The organism is Ciceribacter ferrooxidans (genome assembly GCF_004137355.1).
Taxonomy (GTDB): Bacteria; Pseudomonadota; Alphaproteobacteria; order Rhizobiales; family Rhizobiaceae; genus Allorhizobium; species Allorhizobium ferrooxidans.
This window is the reverse complement of record NZ_SDVB01000380.1, coordinates 1-20,507: the sequence shown is the minus strand read 5'-3', so window position 1 is coordinate 20,507 and position 20,507 is coordinate 1. Positions and strand designations below refer to the sequence as shown.

Sequence of the window (20,507 nt, the reverse complement as noted above, 5' to 3'; positions counted from 1 at the left end):
TGTTCAGCCGCTCGGCTGCGGGCGGCTGAGGACGAAGGCCGCGCAGGCAAGCAGAATGACGCCGATCGTAAGCTTCAGCCAGATCATCGGCGGCCCGGCGAAGAGCACGATGCCGTAGCTGACTGCCATCAGACTGACCGAAGCGATCTTTGCCGGCCGCGAGATCGCGCCCTGCCGCCTCCAGTCGAGAAGCGGCTTGCCGTAGCGGGGATGATCGAGCAGCCATTGCTCGAAGCGCGGTGAGGAACGGGCAAAGAGCGCCGCAGCCAGGATCATGAAGGGCGTGGTGGGCAGCACCGGCAGGAAAATGCCGACGATGCCGATCGCGACCATGATCCAGCCAGTGCCCAGGAGGACGATGCGCATAGGTTTCCCTCGACGTGTTGCCTGCACTATGTAGGCAACGCGCTTTCCGGGTCAAATACCCCGGAAGCGTCTCTCAACCGGCCTCGCCTTCCTTCCCCTTGTCCTTTGCCGCTCCGCCGCCGAGATCCTTCATCGGCGGCATGTCGCGCTCGGCGTTCAGCACATCCGGCATCAGGAACTCCGTAGGTCGGTCGCTGCCGGAATGGTAGACTGCCGCCTTGCCGCCGTAACGCAGGATGCCGAGACGTGCCAGCGTCCTGAGCAGGCCGTCGAACCAGCCTGCAGATTGAGCTTCTTCGGGTTTCGCCATTATCATACCTCCGGAAAAGGAGAATGCACGGCATTTGCCGTACAAGGACAGGTTGCGCCCGCGGCAACGCCTGCGCAAGCGAAAACGCGCATCTCCAGCGCGGGAAGGCCGCGGCAAAACGCCTGTCTGTCTGGTCTGGGGCAGACCGCGTGGAACGGCGTGCCCGAGATTTGCGTTCCGTCAGAAGCGCAACCGAAACCTGTGGCAGGAAAATCTCCGAGGCGTATAGTTGGGCGTTGTTGAAGGCGCCGTCGTGAACCAACAAGTATTGCGGGAGACACACTATGGCACGTGAGCCAGTAGAAGCCGCCGATCTGCCTGAACTTTCAATATCTCCGGAAAAGGTCTGTTTCATCGTCGTCAAGGCGCGGGAATTCGACGCGAAAGATGAGCCGACGATCCCGGATTCCGGCTCCAATCCATCGGACGACCATATGTACTCGGTGCTCGAGGACAATCCCGACGATCCGGTCGTCGAGGAAATCACGTCCCTGATCTACGACATGAACATCGATGAGCAGGTCGATCTCGTGGCGCTTGCCTGGCTCGGGCGGGGCGACGGCACCATTGCCGAATGGGCGGATATCCGTGCCGAGGCGGCCCGGGCGCACAACAACAAGACCGCCGAATACCTGCTCGGTCTGCCGCTGTTGGCCGACTATCTGGAGGAAGCGCTCTCGCAGTTCGACATGTCCTGCGCCGATTTCGAGCTCGGCCGCCTCTGAGCGGGCCGGGCGGCGCCTGAACGATAGAGGGCGGGCGCCTCGTCGCCCGCCCTTCTTTCACTTTCCGCTCAGTCCGGGGTTACGGCAGAGGCATACGGTCCCTTTTCGCCGTCGTGTTCGGCGAAACGCACCTTCGTGCCTTCGCCAAGTGCCGCCCAGTTCTCCGTGGTCACGCTCTCGCGCCGGAAGAAGTATTCGCGCCCGTCGGCGCCGAGGATGAAGCCGAAGCCCTCCTCAGGGACGACACGGGCGACGGTCCCTCTCATGGCGACCGGATGCGCCTTGACCCGATAGGAGCTCATCTTGCGTACAACGTCCTCGAGCTGCCGCTGCGCTGCGTCGAAGCTGTCGCGGATCGCGACGAGAACGTCTTCGTGGGCGTGGTTCTCCTCCGCCTCGCGGCCGACGACGATCTCGCGGCCGGGCACGTTGATGTTGACCCGGACATGATAGATCTTGCCCTTCTGGCTGTGCTTGTGCGGAGCCTCGATCACGACGCTGCAGGAGGTGATGTGATCGTGAAAGCGCGAAAGGCGCTCAATCCTCTCATGTACGGCAGCTTCGACCGCTTCCGAATGGTCCATGCCTCGGAACGTGACGCGGGGTGTGACTTCCATAATTGTTCTCCAGATGCTGTTGCCGGGTACGATGGCGGCAGGGCCGCGACAGGCTGAGGTCACCCCGGCAGATGACCGGCCCCGACGGACGAACCCGTCATTCCGGGCCGCGTCCAGCCTCCCATTCATCCTGTTCTTCTTCGGCGAGAAGCACATCCAGGATCTTCGCTGCCGCGCTCTCGGGCGGCAGATGCCTTTCGGGCGTCGTCTCGTCGTCGCCCATCGACCACGCCGTGGCCTCTTCGAGCGCCGCAACGTCGCCGCCGCAGGCAAGTATCTCGGTAATCTTCCAATCGGGGAGGTCGCCGCAGATGCGGCGGATGTCGCTGCTGGTGAGCTGTGATTGTGACACCATGTCGGCATTCCTTTCTCAACCACGTTGACTAGAATGGAAGCGCCGTTTGCGCATCGATGTATTGATCAAGGTCAAGTCGACCCCCGTCAATATCTGCATGAATTCTAAAATTACTGCTTTGCCGGGCGGCAGTCCACACGGGAACCTGGAGATGAGGCTCTTCCTCTGCGGCGATGTCATGACCGGGCGCGGGATCGACCAGATCATGCCGCGCCATTGCGATCCCGAGATCCACGAGCCGTATATGCGCTCGGCGCTCGGCTATGTCGGGCTCGCCGAGCAGAGATCGGGACCAATCCCTCGAGCCGTCCCGCCCGACTATATCTGGGGGGACGCGCTCGCGGACATCGAGGGGCGAAAGCCCGACCTCCGCATCGTCAATCTCGAAACCAGCGTCACCGACCGCGGCAGCCCGGAACCGAAGGGCATCAACTACCGCATGCATCCCGCCAACGTCGCCTGTCTCGCCGCCGCCCGCGTCGACTGCTGCGTGCTCGCCAACAACCACATCGGCGACTGGGGAACGGTGGGAATGACGGATACGCTGGACAGCCTGCACAAGGCAGAGATTGCGATCGCAGGCGCCGGCTTCGATGACGCCGCCGCAAGACGACCGGCGATCCTCGACGATGGCCGCGATGGCAGGCTGCTCGTCTTCGCCTATGCCTTTCCGTCGAGCGGCACACCTCTTGCTTGGGCTGCAGGAAGACACCACCCCGGCGTCAACCTGCTCAACGCCCCCGACGGCGACAGCGCCGTCCGGGTCGCAGGTGACATCGCCGCCTGGCGAAGGCCGGGCGACACCGTACTGCTTTCACTGCACTGGGGCGCCAATTGGGGCTACGGTATCGCCGAGGCACATCGCACTTTCGCCCATCGGGTCATCGAGGAGGCCGACGTCGACATCCTCCACGGACATTCGTCGCACCATCCGATCGCCATCGAAATCCATCGCGGACGTCCGGTCCTCTATGGCTGCGGCGATTTCATCAACGACTACGAAGGCATCGGCGGCAACGAGAAATATCGCCCGGACCTCGTGCTCGGCTATGTGCTGGATTACGACAAGCTGGACGGGCTGCAAGCGCTCGAAGCCCTGCCCTATCGCCTGCGGAAATTCAGGCTCGAACGTCCGCCGGCCGCCGATGTCGCGTGGCTGGCGACGCGGCTCGATCGGGAATGCGGACGTTTCGGGCACAGGGTCGAGACAACCGCTAGCGGCTCGCTTGCACTTCTTCGGTGACCGCACACGCCTCAGCGCTGCCAGAGGATCTCGCCGGCCTCGAGAGGCACGGAGAGGTCGGGATGGAAGGGGACGATCCGCGCCGTGAAGTCCGACACCGGTCGCTCGGCCGGGACATGCGCCGAATAGAGGTTCCAGCCATCGGAGGGGATAGCGGGGAGGAGACGCTCCATTCCGCCCTTGAAGACGGGCCACCTCCCGACAGCGTCGGCATAGAGTTCGACCCGGACGGACTCGACCGGAACGTCGCCGAGATAGACCTCGACGGAGAAGACATGCTCGCCGTCGGCTGTCGTCGTCCGGATCTCGCCGAAATGAACGTGCGGCCAGCACCGGCTGACCTGCGCCTTCCATTGGCAGAGCGCATGCGCGGCCTCGCCGCCTTTCGCCGTCCGTGCAGCATGGGCCCGCACACCGGGCAGGTAGAAGTCCTCGGTATATTCCCGTACGGCCCGGTTGGCCGAAAAGCGTGGTGTGAGCCGCGCCATGCTTTCGCGGATACGGTCGACCCAGCGCAGCGGAACGCCGGAGGCATCGCGCTCGTAGAATTCCGGAACGACGTCGCGCTCGAGGTGAGCGTATAGTTCCACCGCCTCCCGCCGGTCGAGATCGATGATGTCGTCGTGTTCTCCACCGTCGCCGATCGCCCAGCCGACATCGGGGGCGAACGCCTCGGCCCACCAGCCGTCGATCTCCGAAAGATTGAGGCCGCCGTTGACGAGAACCTTCATCCCGCTCGTGCCGCTCGCTTCCCAGGGACGGCGGGGCGTGTTGATCCAGACATCCACCCCCTGGACCAGTTGCTGGGCGAGCTGCATGTTGTAGTCACGCAGGAAGACGACCCTGGAACGGACATCCTCCCGTTTGGTGAAATCGGTCCACAGCTTGATCAGTGCCTGGCTGGCGATGTCCCGCGGATGCGCCTTGCCGGCGACGATGAGCTGGACGGGGCGCTGCCTGTCGGTGAGAAGGTGGACAAGGCGTTCGGGATCGAAGAGCAGCAGGTCGGGGCGCTTGTAGGTCGCGAACCGCCGCGCGAAGCCGAGGGTGAGCGCATCCGAATCGAAGATCGCGTGCACCGCGTCGATCTCGGCCTCCGGCGCACCGTCCTCGGCAAGCTGCCGGGCGCAGCGGCCCCTCACCTCTTCGACGAGCTGTCTGCGGCCTTCGGTCCTCATCTGCCAGATTCGCGCAGGCGGAGCATCCCGTATGGCCGCCTCGTGCCCGGCGAGATCGCCCCGCCAACGGTCCTTGCCGGCAACTTCGGTCCAGAACGTGTCGGCGGCCGCGGAGTCCCAGGTCGGGACATGGACGCCGTTTGTCACATGACCGATCGGGACCTCGGCCAGCGGCCAGCGGGGAAACAGGGGCCGGAAGACCAACTTGCTCACCCGCTCGTGAGGGGCGCTGACCCCGGTCACGGCACCGCTCGCACGGACGGCAAGATAGGCCATGTTGAACGGCTCGGAGGCATTTCGGGGATCGCTTCGGCCAAGCGCCAGGAACTCCTCCACCGAGATTCCGAGCTCCTTTTCGGCATAGCGGCGGAAGAAGCGGGCCATCATGTCGGGAGGAAACCGGTCGACACCTTCGGTGACCGCCGTATGGGTGGTGAAGAGGTTGCCGGCGCGCGTGGCAAGCAGCGCCTCGGCGAAGGGCACGCCATGGTCCTGCATGAAGAAGCGGGCCCTTTCCAGGGTGGCGAAGGCGACGTGCCCCTCGTTGAGATGGCAGATCTCGGGATTGAGACCGATGGCCCTCAGGAGCCGCCACCCGCCGATGCCGAGGACCATTTCCTGCTTCAGGCGCGTTTCGGGTCCGTCGCCATAAAGCTCGCTGGTAATGCAGCGATAGGCCGGCGGGTTCGCAGGATCGTTGAGGTCCAGCAGGAAGAGTTTGGTTCGCCCGACCTGCACCTCCCAGGTTCGGACCCAGAGCCTGTAGCCCGGCAGTTCCAGCTCCAGTCGCAGCCATTCGCCGCTCGGCTCGCGCAGCGGCCGCAGCGGCAACTGGTCCGGCTCGTTGACGGGATAGAGCGCCTCCTGTCGGCCGTCCGGCGTGATCGACTGGCGGAAATATCCTCGGGCGTAGAGGAGCCCCACCCCGACCACCGGCACGCCGAGATCGCTCGCCGCCTTCAGCTGGTCGCCCGCCACGTTTCCGAGCCCGCCGGAATAGAGCGGCAGCGCCTCGTCGAGCATGAACTCGGCGCTGAAATAGGCGACGGTGCGCAGGCCGCTGTTCGGATGAGTCTCCTGGAACCACCCCGGCGCCAACCGCAGCCGGCGTGATTCCGCAAGTTGTGCGTTGAGGTTGGTGGAGAATTCGGGATCGGAGAGAAGTGTACGGATGCGATCGCGCGCGACACTGCGCATGATCGCCCAGGGATTGCGGGTGAGCGCCCACATCTCGGCGTCGAGCGCTTGCCAGATCGTGTCGGTCGCGTGGCTCCACGACCACCTGACATCGAGGGCGAGCTCGCGCAGGGCGTCGAATGCTTCCTTGAAGTCCGTTTGGTTCTGCACCCTTCCCTCCACTTCCCCCCGTGAAGGCAACATCTCGATCGACCCGTCGGCGACGGTCGATCGCCGGCGGGATTGTAGCAGCATTCGAGATTTCGGCTATCCCCTTGAAATTTAAGGTTCTCAGCAGGCTGCTCGACGTTCGTCCGCGCTTGCCGATTGACAATGCCCGGCAAGCAGCCTTAGCATTCGGCCATTCACCAGGGGGGTCCCGCCAAGGGGCTGAGATACTGCTGGGCGATCCCGGACAAGGGCAAGCAGCGCAGTGACCCGTTGAACCTGATCCAGTTCATACTGGCGTAGGGACGGTGCGAGCGCTGGCGTTGCGGGAATCCCGGTCTGGGATCTGTGTCAAGCGTTTTTCCATCATTCCAACACTGGAACTGGGTCTCCAAACGTCAAACCTTGGAGCCTCAACCATGAATATTGCCGCAACCAGACCGATGCCACAGGTGACGACCGGTCCCCTGCCCGCCTCGCGCAAGATCCACATTGAAGGAGAGCAACACGGCGACATCCGCGTGCCGATGCGGGAAGTCGCCCTGCATCCAACCTCGGGTGAGCCGCCGGTCGTCCTCTATGATGCCTCTGGTCCATACACCGACCCCTCCGCGACGATCGACATCAAGGCCGGCTTGCCGCGGCTGCGCGAACGCTGGATCGCCGTCCGCGGCGATGTCGAAACCTATGCCGGCCGGCATGTGCTGCCGGCAGACAACGGCTTTGCCTCCGGCGAGCGGCTGGTGCCGGAATTTCCGGTCCGCAACACGCCCTGGCGTGCGAGCAACGGTAAGGCGGTGACGCAGCTCGCCTATGCGCGCGCCGGTATCATCACGCCGGAGATGGAATTCGTCGCCATCCGCGAAAACCTCGGCCGCAAGGCGGCGAAGGAGGCGCTCATCCGCGACGGCGAGAGCTTCGGCGCGGCGATCCCCGATCATGTGACGCCGGAATTTGTCCGTCAGGAAATCGCCGCCGGCCGGGCGATCATCCCCGCCAACATCAACCACCCGGAAAGCGAGCCGATGATCATCGGCCGTAACTTCCTCGTGAAGATCAACGCCAACATCGGCAACTCTGCCGTCACCTCCTCGATGGAGGAAGAGGTCGAGAAGATGGTCTGGGCAATCCGCTGGGGCGCCGACACCGTGATGGACCTCTCGACCGGCCGCAACATCCACAATATCCGCGAATGGATCGTCCGCAATTCGCCGGTTCCGATCGGAACCGTGCCGCTCTACCAGGCGCTCGAAAAGGTCGGCGGCATTGCCGAGGACCTGACCTGGGAGCTCTACCGCGACACGCTGATCGAGCAGGCGGAACAGGGCGTCGACTACTTCACCATCCATGCCGGTGTCCGGCTCCACTACATCCCGCTCACCGTCAACCGCGTCACCGGCATCGTCTCGCGCGGCGGCTCGATCATGGCGAAGTGGTGCCTGCATCACCACAGGGAGAGCTTCCTCTACGAGCATTTCGAGGAGATCTGCGACATCTGCCGCGCCTATGACGTCTCCTTCTCGCTCGGCGACGGCTTGCGTCCCGGCTCGATCGCCGACGCCAACGACGCCGCGCAGTTCGCCGAACTGGCGACGCTGGGCGAGCTCACGCAAATCGCCTGGGCGAGAGATTGCCAGGTGATGATCGAAGGCCCCGGCCATGTTCCCATGCACAAGATCAAGGAGAACATGGACAAGCAGTTGAAAACCTGCGGCGAAGCGCCGTTCTACACGCTCGGACCGCTGACCACCGACATCGCGCCGGGCTACGACCACATCACCTCCGGCATCGGTGCGGCGATGATCGGTTGGTTCGGCACCGCCATGCTCTGCTACGTGACGCCGAAGGAGCATCTGGGGCTCCCCGACCGCAACGACGTGAAGGTGGGCGTCATCACCTACAAGATCGCCGCCCACGCCGCCGACCTCGCCAAGGGCCACCCCGCCGCGCAGGTGCGTGATGACGCGCTGTCGCGCGCCCGCTTCGAGTTCCGCTGGGAGGACCAGTTCAACCTCTCCCTCGATCCCGATACCGCGCGCTCGATGCACGACGAAACCCTGCCGAAGGAGGCGCACAAGGTCGCCCATTTCTGTTCGATGTGTGGTCCGAAGTTCTGCTCCATGCGCATCTCCCACGATCTGAGGGCCGAGGCGCAGAAGGAGGGACTGGAAGCCATGGCCGCGAAATATCGTCAAGGCGGCGATCTCTACATGCCGGTCTCGGACACAACCGAAGCGCAGCCGGGAGAGTGAGATGACGGTTCTAATCAAGGGGGCCGGCGTCGCCGGTCTCACCGCCGCCTTCGAGCTCTCCCGCCGCGGCATCGCCGTCGAGGTGATGGATGCCGCCGAGACGGTCGGCACGGGTGCCTCCACCTATGCCGGCGGCATGCTCGCGCCCTACTGCGAACGCGAGGCGGCCGAGGAAGCCGTGCTCACCCTCGGGCTTTCCTCCGCCGACTGGTGGGCGGAGGCTGTCCCCGGCGAGGTCTCCCGCAAGGGGACGCTGGTCATCGCCGCCGGCCGCGACAGCGTGGAACTCGACCGCTTCGCCTCCCGCACGCGGGGCTACGAGTGGGTCGGCGGGAACACGATCGGCGAGCTCGAACCGGATCTCGCCGGCCGCTTCGACCGCGCGCTGTTCTTCCCCGAGGAAGCCCATCTCGACCCGCGCAAGGTGATGACTGGGCTTTACGAGGCGCTGGTCGAAAGAGGCGTCCGCTTTCATCTCGGCAGCACCGAAACACCGACGGAAACGGCCTACTCGGCGGTCGTCGAATGCACCGGCGCGGCGGCGATCGGCTCGACGCCGGGATTGCGCGGGGTGCGTGGTGAGATGCTCTTCCTCGAAACCACGGAGATCACCCTTTCACGTCCGGTTCGCCTGCTCCATCCCCGCCACCCGCTCTATATCGTGCCGCGCGAGGATCATCGCTTCATGGTCGGGGCGACGATGATCGAGACCGACGACGACGGCCCGATCACGGCACGCTCGGTGATGGAGTTCCTGAACGCCGCCTATGCCGTGCACCCGGCCTTCGGCGAGGCCCGGCTCGTGGAGACCGGTGTCGGCGTCCGTCCAGCCTTCGCCGACAACCTGCCGCGCGTTCTCGAGCAGGAGGACGGCTTCTCGATCGCCGGCATGCACCGCCACGGCTTCCTGCTCGCCCCCGCGATGGCGCGGCAACTGGCCGACAGCATCTGCGCCGGACGGCATGATCCGGTCTACGCAGAGGGAGCGCTACAATGACCTATATCGTGAACGGCGAAACCGTCGAAAGCGGTGCCGCAACGCTCGCCGACCTCCTCACCGCCCTTGAATACGAGGGCGAATGGCTGGCGACCGCCATCAACGGCGAACTCGTGCACCGCGAGGACCGTACCGCCTGCCGGCTCTCCGAGGGTGACCGGATCGAAATCCTATCGCCGATGCAGGGAGGCTGAGATGCTGGAACTCTACGGAACACAGGTCTCCTCCCGCCTCCTCCTCGGCACGGCGCGCTACCCCTCTCCCGCGATCCTCGCCGAAGCCGCACGCCGGTCCGGCACGGAAATCGTCACGGTTTCGCTTAGGCGGGAGACGGCCGGCGGCAGGACGGGCGGTGCCTTCTTCGAGCTCATTCGCGGCCTCGGCGTCCGGGTGCTGCCCAACACCGCCGGCTGCCACAGCGTCTCGGAAGCCGTGCTGACCGCGAAGATGGCGCGCGATCTCTTCGGCACCAGCTGGATCAAGCTCGAACTGATCGGCCACCACGACACCTTGCAGCCGGACCTCTTCCAGCTGGTCGAGGCGGCCCGTATCCTCTCCGCCGACGGTTTCGAGGTCTTCCCCTACACGACCGACGACCTGGTGGCAGGCGAGCGGCTGCTTGCCGCCGGCTGCAAGGTCCTAATGCCCTGGTGCGCACCGATCGGCACCGCCGCCGGGCCACAGAACGTCTCGGGCCTTCGTGCGATGCGGGCGGAATTCCCGGACATTCCGCTGATCGTCGATGCCGGGATCGGCCGCCCGTCCCATGCCACCGCTGTGATGGAGCTCGGCTTCGACGCCGTCCTCCTCAACACCGCCGTTGCCGGCGCCGGTGATCCCCCGGCGATGGCCGAAGCCTTCGCGGAAGCCATCATCGCCGGTCGCAAGGCCCATCGCGCCGGGCTTCTTCCACCGCGCGACATGGCCGTTCCTTCGACGCCGGTCATCGGCAAGGGAGTTTTCGCATGAGGCTCGATCCGTTCTACCTGATCGTCGACAGCGCCGCGTGGGTCGAGCGCCTCGTGCCGCTCGGGGTCAAGCTCGTTCAACTGCGCATCAAGGACATGCCGGAGGCAGCGCTCCGCGAAGAGATCCGTCGTGCCCGCACCCTCTGCGCGGGGGCAGGTTGCCAGCTGATCGTCAACGACTACTGGCAGATCGCCATCGACGAGGGATGCGATTTCGTGCACCTCGGACAGGAAGACCTCGCCGACGCCGACGTGGCGGCAATCCGCGCCGCCGGCATGAAGCTCGGCATCAGCACCCATGACGAGGCTGAGCTCGAAACGGCCCTTGCGGCGCAGCCGGACTATGTGGCGCTCGGCCCTGTTTACCCGACGGTCCTGAAGCAGATGAAATGGGCGCCGCAAGGCCTCGACCGTCTTTCGGCCTGGCGGCAACGGATCGGCGCGCTGCCGCTGGTGGCAATCGGAGGCCTCACCGTCGAACGGCTCGAAGGCGTTTTTTCCCACGGGGCCGACAGCGCCGCCGTCGTCACGGACATCACCCGCAACCCGGACCCCGAGGCCCGGACGCGGGCGTGGATTTCCGCGACCGAACACTGGCGCGGGAGAGACTGACGCCAGGGCGGAACTACAGCCCGAACGGATAGGTCTCCGGCACACCTTCGTGTTCGGAATGAACCGTCAGCGGATGCACGGCCCGCGTCTCGTCGAACCAGACATAGGCGTCGAACTGGCTCGGCAGCGACGCCTCGACATAGTGGCTGCGGCGCTCCGTCTCCGGCCGGTATATCACGCCGATCAGCCTTTCGAGCATCTGCGTCCCGAGCAGATTCCGCAGCTCCCGGCGCTCGCCGAAATCGACGAGGGCGGGCGAGAGGCCGGCATCATGGAAGAGCCGCTCGTAACTCTCCTCCAGCGCCGGCCGCACGGTCTTCACCTCCATGTCGCCGTCCCAGTCGCTCGCGGCTGCGACCGTGCCCGAATGCGTGCCGAAGCCGATCAACGCCGCCGCCTCGCCGAACCGCCGCCGGCAAAGTTCGCCGAGGCTGAGCTCGCCATGGGCGCTGCCGAGTTCGGTGTGCCGCGCGTCGCCGATATGGGAATTGTGCGCCCACACCACCGCCCTGGCATTCGGACCATGGGCGTCGAGCACCCGTTCGAGCGTGTCGAACATCTGGGTGTCGCGGAGGTTCCAGGCTTCCGCGCCGCCATAGAACATGACCCGGTAATAGCGTTCGGCCGCCGCGACGAGGCGGGCGTTCTGGGCGGCATCGAGAAAGCCTTCCCGGTCATGCGGTTCGTATTCGAGCTGCTTTTCGAGCAGGCTGCGGCACTGCTCAACCACCTTTTCCTCACATTTGCGATAGGCGTCGGTGAGCACCGCACGGCCATAGGTCGAAGGGTCGTGCTGCCACGGCGTGAGGCAGCCGTAATGCTCTCGCGCCGTCGCCGCCGCTGTCGGGTCGATGCTTTCCAGATAGGTGAGCACCGAAGCGATCGAGGCGGTGAGGTTATACATGTCGAGACCGTAGAAGCGGCAGCATTCCGCGCGCGGACGCCCGCTGTTGTGCCGTCGCATCCAGGCGAAGAATTCCGACATCTCGGCATTGCGCCACATCCAGACCGGAAAACGCTCGAAGGGTGGCGGCTGGTCCGGACGCGGCGGAAGGCCACGCGCCTGCCGGTCGACCACGGCTGCATCCGGCCAGTCGGCCTCCACCGCGACGATGGTAAAGCCGTGCCGCTCCACCAGATGGCGGGTGATCGAGCCTCGCGCGCGGTAGAACTCGGAGGTGCCGTGCGTCGCCTCGCCGAGCAGCACCACCCGCTTGTCGGCGAAGCGATCGAAGGCTTTCGCAAACCCCGGCTCGCCGGGCTCCGGCAGCCGGTCGGCCGCCGCGCGGATCGCCATTGCAAGCGACTGCCGGCGAGGGTCTGCACCGGACGACCGGTATCCCGTCCCATGTTGATCAGACATTCAGGCGACCTCCGTTCTCTCGGTGAACGATACGAACCTAACGACGCGGACGGCCGTAAAGCTCCCGCAGTTCGTTCTTGGCCGCCTCCAGCACCGCTTTCCGCTCCTCGGGCAGGTTGCTGCCCGCCCGGTTCAGATAGAACGTCAGCATCGACATCGCCGACCGGAAGGGGCTGCTCTTGCGTCGCGAGGACGCCTCGGCGGAGGCCTTCAACGATTTCGCCACCGCCTTCGGATCGTCCTTCAGGAACACGTCCTCTTCCAGATCGAGCGCATTGCTGTACTCGGTGACCTCCTGGGACCACCGCTTGCGCCTCCGCTCGTCGCCGGCCATCGCCTGCCCTCCGCGACTCGTCGCCTCGACTCCGCTCGAAGTCTACCACGGATCGCGCGGACAGTCCGCCCGTCAGGCCTGTTCGCAAAACGCGACGAGCCGCCGGGGATGCCGGCGGCTCGAAGGTCGAAAGGCGGTGGTCGCAACCGGTTACGCCGCGTAGGCACTCCGTTCGGAGCGGGCGTTTGCTTCCGGCAGCCGGAACTGGCTGACGAGATGCATGAGCACGTCCGCCTCGTCGGCGAGCTGGCGGGTCGCGGCATTGGTCTCCTCGACCATGGCGGCATTGCGCTGGGTCATCTGGTCCATGGCGTTGACGGAAGAATTGACCTCTGCCAGCGCGTTCGACTGGTCGCGGCTTGCCATGGCGATCATGGCGACGCGCTCGGACACGGTGATGATGTTCGCCGAGATTTCGGCGAGCACCGCACCCGTCTGCTGGACCAGCTTGGCGCCGGAGGAGACCTCGGTGCTCGACTTGTGGATGAGGTCCTTGATCTGCTGGGCCGCACCCGCCGAGCGCTGGGCGAGCTCACGCACTTCCTGCGCGACCACCGCGAAGCCCTTGCCTGCCTCCCCGGCCCTCGCCGCCTCGATGCCGGCATTGAGCGCAAGCAGGTTGGTCTGGAAAGCGATCTCGTCGATGACGTCGATGATCTGCACGATCTGGCCCGACGCGTCCTCGATCCGGCCCATCGCGGCGATCGCGTTGCCGACGACGACGGAGGAGGTGTCGGCACGGCTCTTGGTGTCGGCGACGATCACGTTGGCTTCCTCGGCCTGCTCGGCCGAAGACTTGACCGTGACGGTGATCTCCTCGACGGCGGCAGCGGTTTCCTCGAGCGAAGCCGCCTGCTGTTCCGTGCGCTTGGCGAGGTTGTCGGCAGCAGAGCTCATCTCCGCGGCGTTGCGCTGGATCATATAGGTGTTCGAGCGCACCTGCGTCATCGTTTCCTGCAGGCGCTGCAACGACTGGTTGAAGTCGTTGCGAAGCTGCTCCAGGCGGCCATGGAACGGCGTGTCGATGGTCTCGGAGATATCGCCTTGTGCAAGGCGGCCGAGACCCGCGGCGAGTGCCGTAACGGCAAACTCGATCTGCCGGTCGATCTGCTGCTTTTCGAGGTCGTTGCGACGGCGCTCTTCTTCCGCCTCGGCCCGTTCGGCCTCGCTGCGGTGTTCGATCTCCATCTTCGAGAGCGCGTTCTGCTTGAAGACGCCGAGAGCGCGCGCCATCTCGCCGATCTCGTCGACGCGGCTTTCGCCGGTGATCTTGGTGTCGAGCACGCCGTCGGCGAGCCGGCGCATCGCCGCGGTGATCTGGCCGATCGGGCCCTTGAAGGTGAGGACGAGGCCGATGCCGGCGAAGACCGAGATGGCGATGCCGAGCGCGGTCGCACTGATCGAGATAGAATTGGCTTCGCGGCGGTCGTTGCCCGCGCTCTGCTTCTGCACCTCGGCGAAGGAGGTCAACTGTCCCCAGATGACACCGAGGTCCCCGGCGGCTTCATCGAAGCGTGCCTTGCGCTCCTGGCTGACCTTCACGAGATCGGCACTCGCCTTCTCCATCGTGTCCACCGCCGGCACGAGATCCTTCTCGAGCGCGGCATAGAAGGGCAGATCCGACGCGGTCTCCTTGAGCTTGCCCATGTCCTTGCGCATGGAGGCGAATTCCTGCTCCAGGCGCTTGCGGTTCTCCTCCGTCGGCGCGAGCAGGAAACGCGCCATCATGATCTGGATCGAGTAGCCGGAGGTCATCAGCTGGCGCCCGTCGTTGAGCTCGGCCGTCGCCTTTTCGAGCGGCGCGTCGAGTTCACCGAACTTGATGGTCGCGTCCTTCATCTTCTGCTGCGCGGCAAGTCCGAGATAGGCGTTGAGCTGGGTGAAATTGCGGACCTTGCCCGCCATGTCAGTCACCGCAGCTTCCGACTTGTCGTTTGCTGCCACCGCCGCTTCGAGATCGCCGATGAGCTTCTCGATGGTCTTTGCGGCGGACTTGTTGGCATCCGGCAGCGACATGGCGAGGACACGCAACCGCTTCTTCATGTCCGGCAGGGCGCCGGCGATCACCGTAAACTTTTCGTCCGGGGTCGCCGCCTTGCCGAAGGCGCGGCCGGTATCGACGAGGAAGCTTCCCATGCCGCGGATGTGTTCGGCCTCGCGCAGCATGTTCTTGGCGGCGGTGTCGTCGTCCTGAACCGCGCGCTGGACCTTCTTCAGGGACTCGGTGATATCGACCTGCGAATTGACGACGGTGCTGACGCCCTTCTGGATCGTCTTGACGAGACCGGCTTCCGTCTCGTGCAGCGACCAGAGGTCATCGATGCGGGTCACCACCTTGTCGACCAGGCCGGAGGCGCTTTCGAGTTCTGCGCGCCCGTCGGCATCCCCGCCGAGCTGGGCGAGCGTCGTCTGGAGCACATCCTGCTGTTCCTTCAGCCGGCCCTTGACGTCGTCACGGCCCTGCTCGGTCGTGTGCGCGAGGAATTCATTCATCGCCGCCGATACGTCGCGGAAACCGCTCAAGGACTGCAGCACGCTGTTCGATATCTCGATCCGGCCCTGCAACAGACCAGAAGCCCACAGCCCCGTGAACCCGACGGCGGATATGCTGATGACGAAAGGCAGGATGAAGATCAGCACCTTCGTCTGGATATTGAAACGTGACAGAACTCGATCAATGAACACTTGCAATCCTCCTCCGGAGTCCCCGTCCGGCAAATATCGTCACATGCTGCACCGGCAATGCTGCACGGATAACTGGTGGAGACTAGGCGAAAGTTCACTAACAGCCGCTTAAGAGGGACGGAGTTCTTGCCGCTTCAGCACATCGCATTTGCGACCACCGCAACGGCGGGAATAACCTTTAGTGCTCGGGATGCGCCTTGCCGGCCCGCTTCAGCCAGCCCGATAGTTCAGCTTCCGCCCTTTCGAGCGCGGCGTGGTTGAGGAGCTTGCGCAGGAAGGCGACCGTCACCGCCCGGGCGCGGAGGTTGAACCAGGCCTCGCCATGCGATTCGACGGATGGCTGGTAGACGCCGAGCTTCTCGTAAAGGCTCTGGAGGCGGTTCTGCACGCTCCTGAGTGACAGATGGCGCCGTGAGGCGATCGCCCTGTCGGTGAGCCCGAGCGCGATGTCGACGAGGATTTCGTATTCGGAGTCGGTGAAGCCGCGGGCAGCGCCGAGGCTGCGCTGCTGCAAGCCGCGGATTTCGCGGTCGATCATGCACTGACTCTCGACGAAGATCGCCCGCAGCGCGAGACGCAGCCGCTCGTCGGAGGCCGATTTCAGGATATAGCCGTAGGCCGCCCCGTCGGGCACGATGCGGGCGATCCCCCGCACATTCGCCTCGTCGGCATAGTTCGACCAGAAGAGGATGCTGGTGTCCGGCCGCTCGTGCCAGATCGTCCGCGCCGCCTCGATGCCGTTTTTCGGACTCATCTGCAGGTCCATGACGATCCGGTCGAACCGGTGTTCGCGTGCGAGCTTCTCGGCCGCGACGCCGTCCTCGGCCTCCATGATGAGGTCGCATTCGGGCAGGGCGGCGCGAACCGCCTCGTTCAAGTAGCTGCGGTGCAGAGGATCATCCTCGACGATCAGTACCTTCATGTCCTCTCCCCTTCCCCGGGCGCGGCGAGCCTCACCCGCACATAGGAGCCGTTGGCGTCGCTGCCGCAGGAAAACTGCGCGGCGATCAGGCGCGCCCGCGTGCGCATATTCTCGATGCCGCTGCCACGGGCGCCCGATTTCTGTTTCATGCCGACGCCGTTGTCGCGGATTTCGAGGATGAGATGGTGCGCGTCCCGGGTGAGATGCACGTCCAGCCGGTCGCCGTCGGAGTGTCGGATTGCGTTGTTGATCGCCTCCTGCGCGATGCGGAAGATCGCCAGCGAAACCGTCTGGGGCAGCCGGTTGCAGGCGCCGTCGGTGTCGTCGACCAGATGCCAGTCGAATGTCATGCCGCTGTCGCGGACCGACCGCTCGATCTGGGTCTCGATCGCCTCGACCAGCCCGAAGAGCTGCAGCACCGAGGGGCGCGCCTGTTCGATGATCTGGCGCAGGTCGTGCATGGATTCCTGCAGGCTGCGTGCCAGCGGCTCCAGCATCTCTCCGGGCAGGCTCGACATCAGGCTCAGCCGTTCGAGGCGGCGCGACAGCCGCGTCATGTCGGCGAGCGTCTGGTCGTGCAGTTCCATGCCGATGCGCTGCCGCTCGGCGTCGAGCGCCTCCGTCAGGCGGCGCGCCCCCTGCCGCAGCGCCTCCTCGCGGACCCGCGTTTCCGCCTCCACGATCGCCGAGCGCTTCGCCTCCTCGACCGCCCGCAAGGCGTAAAAATAAGGAGCGATGAGGTCGGCGATGGAACAGGCCCGGTCGAGGTGGCGAGCCGTATAAAAATCCGGCGTGAGGCTCGAGAACGAGAGCGCCCCGATGGTCTCGCCGTGCACCTTCAGCGCTGCGTGGAGCCGGCTCCGCAGGTTGTTTTCGAGAATCGGCGTCGAGAATGCTCCCTCGAAATGAAAGATGGGATCGGTGCTGGCGTCCGCAGTGATGAGCCGGTCAACTTCGCCGACGAGCAGGCTTCTGAGCGGGCTCTGCTGGATGCTGGCCGGAGGCCGTTTGCTCCAGTCGGTCGCGAGCCCGCTTTCATACGCCGTGTGGAACGTGCTGCCCGGAGTGATGATACAGACGTCCATGTGGTCGTGCGGAACAATCGACTTGATTTCCTTGGCGACTGCATCTATCGCCGACTGGAAGTCGAGCTGACCGGCCAGAAGCCGGGCAATGCGCATGTACTGCGCGAAAAGTTCCGCCGATAGCTCGTCCGGCATCGTTTCCTCCCGCCGGCATCTCTTCCGACGCCGGCCTGCGCCAGGGCATTTAGCATAGCGCAATCGCCGGCCGCGATGTCTTGCGGTTTCCCGCAAACGATCTGCGGGTTCCCGCAACGGCGTTGCTTGTAATCGTCTATACAGTTTTTGGCATTTCCCGCATCCTCCTTTTTGCCGAGGCCGTTCCTCGGCGTCAGATAAGCCCGGGAGATAGCCGTAGAGGAGCGGTCTCGGGAATAGCCGCCGAAGGGCGTTTAGGGAGAAAGAAAGATGAATTTCAGGTCGATGCTGATGGCGTCTGTCGCCGTCCTTTGTGCTGCGGTGCCGATGACTGCGCAGGCGGACACGTCGTCGAAGAAGATCGCCTTGTCGAACAACTATGCGGGCAACTCCTGGCGCCAGGCGATGCTGACGAGCTGGGACAAGGTCACCAAGGAAGCGGTGAAGGCCGGCGTCGTAGCCGCTGCCGATCCGTTCACGACGGCCGAAAACCAGGCGACCGAACAGGCCGCTCAGATCCAGAACATGATCCTGCAGGGCTACGACGCGATCGTTCTCAATGCCGCGTCCCCGACTGCTCTCAACGGCGCCGTCAAGGAAGCCTGCGATGCCGGCATCACGGTCGTTTCCTTCGACGGCATCGTCACTGAGCCATGCGCATGGCGCATCGCCGTCGACTTCAAGGAAATGGGCCGCAGCCAGGTCGAATACCTGTCGAAGAAGCTCCCCGATGGCGGTAATCTGCTCGAAATCCGCGGCCTCGCCGGCGTCTTCGTCGACGACGAGATCTCCGCGGGCATCCATGCAGGCGTCGAACAGTATCCGCAGTTCAAGATCGTCGGCTCCGTCCACGGCGACTGGGCCCAGGACGTCGCACAGCGCGCCGTCGCCGGCGTCCTGCCGAGCCTGCCGGAAATCGCCGCCGTCGTGACCCAGGGCGGTGACGGCTACGGTGCCGCCCAGGCCTTCGAAGCCGCCAAGCGCCCGACGCCGATCATCGTGATGGGCAACCGCGAGGACGAGCTGCAGTGGTGGAAAAAGCAGAAGGATGCGAGCGGCTACGAGACAATGTCCGTCTCCATCGCTCCCGGCGTTTCGACGCTCGCCTTCTGGGTCGCACAGCAGATCCTCGACGGCAAGGAAGTGAAGAAGGACCTCGTCGTTCCGTTCCTGCGCATCGACCAGGACACGCTTGAAAAGAACCTCGAGACGACCCAGAAGGGCGGCGTTGCCAACGTCGAGTACTCGCTGGAGGATGCACAGGCCGTGATCGCGGCCGCCAAGTAAGGCCGGCCTCACGACCTGAGCCCGTGCGCTCCCGACGTCTGCCCCTCGACGTCGACGGAGCGCCGGGCCTTCTTCTCTCTGTTTCAAGGACGGTGCGCGCACACATGCCCGGAACCAATACGGTTGTTTCAGTTCAAGGCGTCAGGGTCGAATTCGGTGCCGTGAAGGCGCTGAACGGTGTCGATCTCGAGGTCGGAGCCGGAGAAGCGATCGGCCTGGTCGGCCATAACGGTGCCGGCAAGTCGACCATCGTCCACGTCATCAACGGTGTGCTGACGCCACACCAGGGCACGATCTCCTACGCCGGAGAGGCTGCGAGCGGGATTTCCGCGGCACGCGCCGCCGGTGTGCGCTGCGTCTTCCAGGAGCTGTCGCTCTGCCCGAACCTGACGGTAGCGGAAAACACCCGCCTTATGCATGCCGGCCTCCAGGGCTTCGGCTGGCGCACGAAGGCCGGCGGGCTGGTCCGCAAGAAGCTCGACGAGATCTTCCCCGGCAACCGCATCGACGCCTCCGCGCAGGTGGGGGATCTCTCGATCGCCGAACGCCAGATGGTGGAGATCGCCATCAATTTCCTGACGGTCACCGAAAAGCCGAAGCTGGTGATCCTCGACGAACCGACCTCCTCGCTCGACGCCGGGCTGGCGGAGCAATTGCTTGCCTATGTCCGCCGCTTCGTCTCCGAGGGTGGTTCGGTCCTCTTCATTTCCCACATTCTCGGTGAAATCCTCTCGACCGCCGACCGCATCGTCGTGATGAAGGACGGGAAGGTGGTGGCGTCGCGTCCCGCCGACGGCTTTTCGGTGCGCAGCCTCGTCGAGACCATGGGCAGCGTCGTCAAGGAGCGCAACAAGACCGAAGGCCGCGCCGCGAGCACCGCACCGGTCGTTCTCGAACTGCCGGCGCGCGGCGTCAGCACCATCGATTTTCGCGCGCGCAGAGGCGAGATCATAGGGCTCGCCGGTCTGGCCGGCCACGGCCAGACGGAAACACTGCTCGAACTCTTCGCCCGCAATTGCAGCAACTGGCTTCCGACGCGAAAGGCACCCGTCGCCTTCGTCGCCGGCGACCGTTCGTTGAACGGCACGTTCCCGCTCTGGAGCATCCTTCGCAATCTCACCATCGGCCACCTGAGGGCGCTGGCGCGGCTCGGGACGGTCGACACCGGGCGCGAAGACGCCGTCGGGGCCGACTGGAAGGAACGCATCGCCATCAAGACCCCGGATCTCGCCAACCCGATCCTGTCACTCTCCGGCGGCAACCAGCAGAAGGTGCTCTTCGCCCGTGCGCTGTCCGGCGACGCCGAAACCGTTCTCATGGACGATCCGATGCGCGGCGTCGACATCGGCACGAAACAGGAAGTCTACAGTATCCTCCGCAGCGAAGCCGCCGCTGGCCGGACCTTCATTTGGTATTCCACCGAGATGGACGAAATCTGCCTTTGCGACCGCGTCTACGTCTTCCGCGATGGCGCGATCGTCGCCGAACTCCTAGGCGACGCAATAACCGAGGACCACGTGCTGGCCGCCTCCTTCTCGGGAGAGGCAGCCTAATGCGTTCGTCAAGCGGCAACTTTGAAGCTGGCCTGGAAGGTGGAGCGAGTTTGCAGCATGGCCCACAGAACGTTGATGCGACGTCTGGCCAGAGCGATGACGGCCTGATGATGGCGTTTGCCCTCGCGGCGTTTACGGGCGTAGAAGGCGCGGCTGTCTGGCTGGGCGAGCGAACA

At 64.8% G+C, this 20,507-nt stretch carries 18 protein-coding genes, 2 pseudogenes and 1 riboswitch; of the genes and pseudogenes, 9 read left to right on the top strand and 11 right to left on the bottom strand.

Features of this window, described 5'->3' with window-relative positions; genetic code table 11:
- Positions 1–3: 3 nt before the first annotated feature.
- Positions 4–366 (bottom strand): YbaN family protein, encoded by a 363-nt coding sequence (locus EUU22_RS22490; RefSeq protein WP_129334201.1) that lies wholly within the window; start codon positions 364–366, stop codon positions 4–6.
- 73 nt (positions 367–439) lie between these two features.
- A complete protein-coding gene (locus EUU22_RS22485; protein ID WP_129334200.1) occupies positions 440–676 on the bottom strand; it encodes a hypothetical protein in 237 nt (78 codons plus the stop codon).
- A gap of 284 nt (positions 677–960) precedes the next feature.
- Here EUU22_RS22485 and EUU22_RS22480 point away from each other — a divergent pair, with 284 nt between their 5' ends.
- Positions 961–1,401 carry a DUF3775 domain-containing protein gene (locus tag EUU22_RS22480; protein WP_205687961.1) on the top strand — a complete coding sequence of 147 codons (441 nt, stop codon included), beginning with the start codon at positions 961–963 and terminating at the stop codon, positions 1,399–1,401.
- Positions 1,402–1,469: 68 nt separating this feature from the next.
- On the opposite strand, the gene EUU22_RS22475 is transcribed toward EUU22_RS22480, so the two are convergent.
- Positions 1,470–2,018, bottom strand: coding sequence for an HPF/RaiA family ribosome-associated protein (locus EUU22_RS22475; protein WP_129334199.1), 549 nt, complete (start codon positions 2,016–2,018; stop codon positions 1,470–1,472).
- Between the two features lie 97 nt (positions 2,019–2,115).
- The gene (locus tag EUU22_RS22470; protein ID WP_129334198.1) at positions 2,116–2,373 is read right to left on the bottom strand and encodes a hypothetical protein; all 258 of its coding nucleotides are present in this window, start codon (positions 2,371–2,373) and stop codon (positions 2,116–2,118) included.
- Positions 2,374–2,524: 151 nt separating this feature from the next.
- On the opposite strand from EUU22_RS22470, the gene EUU22_RS22465 reads away from it, so the two are divergent.
- A complete protein-coding gene (locus tag EUU22_RS22465; RefSeq protein ID WP_129334197.1) occupies positions 2,525–3,616 on the top strand; it encodes a CapA family protein in 1,092 nt (363 codons plus the stop codon).
- A gap of 11 nt (positions 3,617–3,627) precedes the next feature.
- On the opposite strand, the gene glgP is transcribed toward EUU22_RS22465, so the two are convergent.
- A complete protein-coding gene (gene glgP, locus EUU22_RS22460; protein ID WP_205687960.1) occupies positions 3,628–6,141 on the bottom strand; it encodes an alpha-glucan family phosphorylase in 2,514 nt (837 codons plus the stop codon).
- 189 nt (positions 6,142–6,330) lie between these two features.
- A riboswitch (TPP riboswitch) is annotated at positions 6,331–6,462 on the top strand.
- A 95-nt stretch (positions 6,463–6,557) separates the two neighbouring features.
- Here glgP and thiC point away from each other — a divergent pair.
- Genes thiC through EUU22_RS22435 form a run of 5 tightly spaced genes read left to right on the top strand, consistent with a single transcriptional unit; the run spans position 6,558 to position 10,967 of the window.
- A complete protein-coding gene (thiC, locus tag EUU22_RS22455) occupies positions 6,558–8,390 on the top strand; it encodes a phosphomethylpyrimidine synthase ThiC (protein WP_129334196.1) in 1,833 nt (610 codons plus the stop codon).
- Between the two features lies 1 nt (position 8,391).
- Positions 8,392–9,387, top strand: a complete 996-nt coding sequence (gene thiO / locus EUU22_RS22450; RefSeq protein ID WP_129334195.1) for a glycine oxidase ThiO — start codon at positions 8,392–8,394, stop codon at positions 9,385–9,387.
- Positions 9,384–9,581: a sulfur carrier protein ThiS gene (gene thiS, locus EUU22_RS22445; RefSeq protein WP_129334194.1), complete on the top strand. Its 198-nt coding sequence runs from the start codon at positions 9,384–9,386 to the stop codon at positions 9,579–9,581. The genes thiO and thiS overlap by 4 nt, the downstream gene beginning before the upstream one ends.
- A 1-nt stretch (position 9,582) precedes the next feature.
- Positions 9,583–10,356 (top strand): thiazole synthase, encoded by a 774-nt coding sequence (locus EUU22_RS22440; RefSeq protein ID WP_129334193.1) that lies wholly within the window; start codon positions 9,583–9,585, stop codon positions 10,354–10,356.
- A complete protein-coding gene (locus tag EUU22_RS22435) occupies positions 10,353–10,967 on the top strand; it encodes a thiamine phosphate synthase (protein WP_129334192.1) in 615 nt (204 codons plus the stop codon). The genes EUU22_RS22440 and EUU22_RS22435 overlap by 4 nt, the downstream gene beginning before the upstream one ends.
- A gap of 13 nt (positions 10,968–10,980) precedes the next feature.
- Here the strand turns inward: EUU22_RS22435 and EUU22_RS22430 are convergent.
- The 5 genes and pseudogenes from EUU22_RS22430 to EUU22_RS22410 all read right to left on the bottom strand — a co-directional run.
- Positions 10,981–12,282: pseudogene (locus EUU22_RS22430) on the bottom strand (erythromycin esterase family protein); the annotation flags it as partial.
- Between the two features lie 85 nt (positions 12,283–12,367).
- Positions 12,368–12,664: a DUF3175 domain-containing protein gene (locus EUU22_RS22425; RefSeq protein WP_129334190.1), complete on the bottom strand. Its 297-nt coding sequence runs from the start codon at positions 12,662–12,664 to the stop codon at positions 12,368–12,370.
- Positions 12,665–12,814: 150 nt separating this feature from the next.
- Entirely contained in the window at positions 12,815–15,349 is a 2,535-nt protein-coding gene (locus tag EUU22_RS22420) for a methyl-accepting chemotaxis protein (protein ID WP_129334189.1), read from the bottom strand.
- A 178-nt stretch (positions 15,350–15,527) separates the two neighbouring features.
- Positions 15,528–16,271 carry a response regulator transcription factor gene (locus EUU22_RS22415; protein WP_129334188.1) on the bottom strand — a complete coding sequence of 248 codons (744 nt, stop codon included), beginning with the start codon at positions 16,269–16,271 and terminating at the stop codon, positions 15,528–15,530.
- Complete coding sequence (locus EUU22_RS22410) at positions 16,268–17,491, bottom strand: GAF domain-containing sensor histidine kinase (RefSeq protein ID WP_129334187.1); 1,224 nt, start codon at positions 17,489–17,491, stop codon at positions 16,268–16,270. The genes EUU22_RS22415 and EUU22_RS22410 overlap by 4 nt, the downstream gene beginning before the upstream one ends.
- A gap of 270 nt (positions 17,492–17,761) precedes the next feature.
- On the opposite strand from EUU22_RS22410, the gene EUU22_RS22405 reads away from it, so the two are divergent.
- Positions 17,762–18,778, top strand: coding sequence for an ABC transporter substrate-binding protein (locus EUU22_RS22405; RefSeq protein WP_129334186.1), 1,017 nt, complete (start codon positions 17,762–17,764; stop codon positions 18,776–18,778).
- 104 nt (positions 18,779–18,882) lie between these two features.
- On the top strand, positions 18,883–20,331 hold the full coding sequence (locus tag EUU22_RS22400) for a sugar ABC transporter ATP-binding protein (RefSeq protein ID WP_129334185.1): 1,449 nt from the start codon (positions 18,883–18,885) through the stop codon (positions 20,329–20,331).
- Positions 20,332–20,339: 8 nt separating this feature from the next.
- Here EUU22_RS22400 and EUU22_RS22395 read toward each other — a convergent pair.
- Positions 20,340–20,507, bottom strand: a pseudogene (locus tag EUU22_RS22395) (IS110 family RNA-guided transposase); the annotation flags it as partial.

Bases quoted from the DNA above. Each gene is read 5' to 3' on its own strand.
- EUU22_RS22405 (WP_129334186.1), top strand. From the start codon at position 17,762: ATGAATTTCAGGTCGATGCTGATGGCGTCTGTCGCCGTCCTTTGTGCT.
- thiC (WP_129334196.1), top strand. From the start codon at position 6,558: ATGAATATTGCCGCAACCAGACCGATGCCACAGGTGACGACCGGTCCC.
- thiS (WP_129334194.1), top strand. From the start codon at position 9,384: ATGACCTATATCGTGAACGGCGAAACCGTCGAAAGCGGTGCCGCAACG.
- EUU22_RS22485 (WP_129334200.1), bottom strand. From the start codon at position 676: ATGGCGAAACCCGAAGAAGCTCAATCTGCAGGCTGGTTCGACGGCCTG.
- EUU22_RS22470 (WP_129334198.1), bottom strand. From the start codon at position 2,373: ATGGTGTCACAATCACAGCTCACCAGCAGCGACATCCGCCGCATCTGC.
- thiO (WP_129334195.1), top strand. From the start codon at position 8,392: ATGACGGTTCTAATCAAGGGGGCCGGCGTCGCCGGTCTCACCGCCGCC.
- EUU22_RS22410 (WP_129334187.1), bottom strand. From the start codon at position 17,491: ATGCCGGACGAGCTATCGGCGGAACTTTTCGCGCAGTACATGCGCATT.
- EUU22_RS22425 (WP_129334190.1), bottom strand. From the start codon at position 12,664: ATGGCCGGCGACGAGCGGAGGCGCAAGCGGTGGTCCCAGGAGGTCACC.
- EUU22_RS22440 (WP_129334193.1), top strand. From the start codon at position 9,583: ATGCTGGAACTCTACGGAACACAGGTCTCCTCCCGCCTCCTCCTCGGC.
- EUU22_RS22435 (WP_129334192.1), top strand. From the start codon at position 10,353: ATGAGGCTCGATCCGTTCTACCTGATCGTCGACAGCGCCGCGTGGGTC.
- EUU22_RS22465 (WP_129334197.1), top strand. From the start codon at position 2,525: ATGAGGCTCTTCCTCTGCGGCGATGTCATGACCGGGCGCGGGATCGAC.
- EUU22_RS22480 (WP_205687961.1), top strand. From the start codon at position 961: ATGGCACGTGAGCCAGTAGAAGCCGCCGATCTGCCTGAACTTTCAATA.
- EUU22_RS22415 (WP_129334188.1), bottom strand. From the start codon at position 16,271: ATGAAGGTACTGATCGTCGAGGATGATCCTCTGCACCGCAGCTACTTG.
- EUU22_RS22400 (WP_129334185.1), top strand. From the start codon at position 18,883: ATGCCCGGAACCAATACGGTTGTTTCAGTTCAAGGCGTCAGGGTCGAA.
- EUU22_RS22490 (WP_129334201.1), bottom strand. From the start codon at position 366: ATGCGCATCGTCCTCCTGGGCACTGGCTGGATCATGGTCGCGATCGGC.
- EUU22_RS22475 (WP_129334199.1), bottom strand. From the start codon at position 2,018: ATGGAAGTCACACCCCGCGTCACGTTCCGAGGCATGGACCATTCGGAA.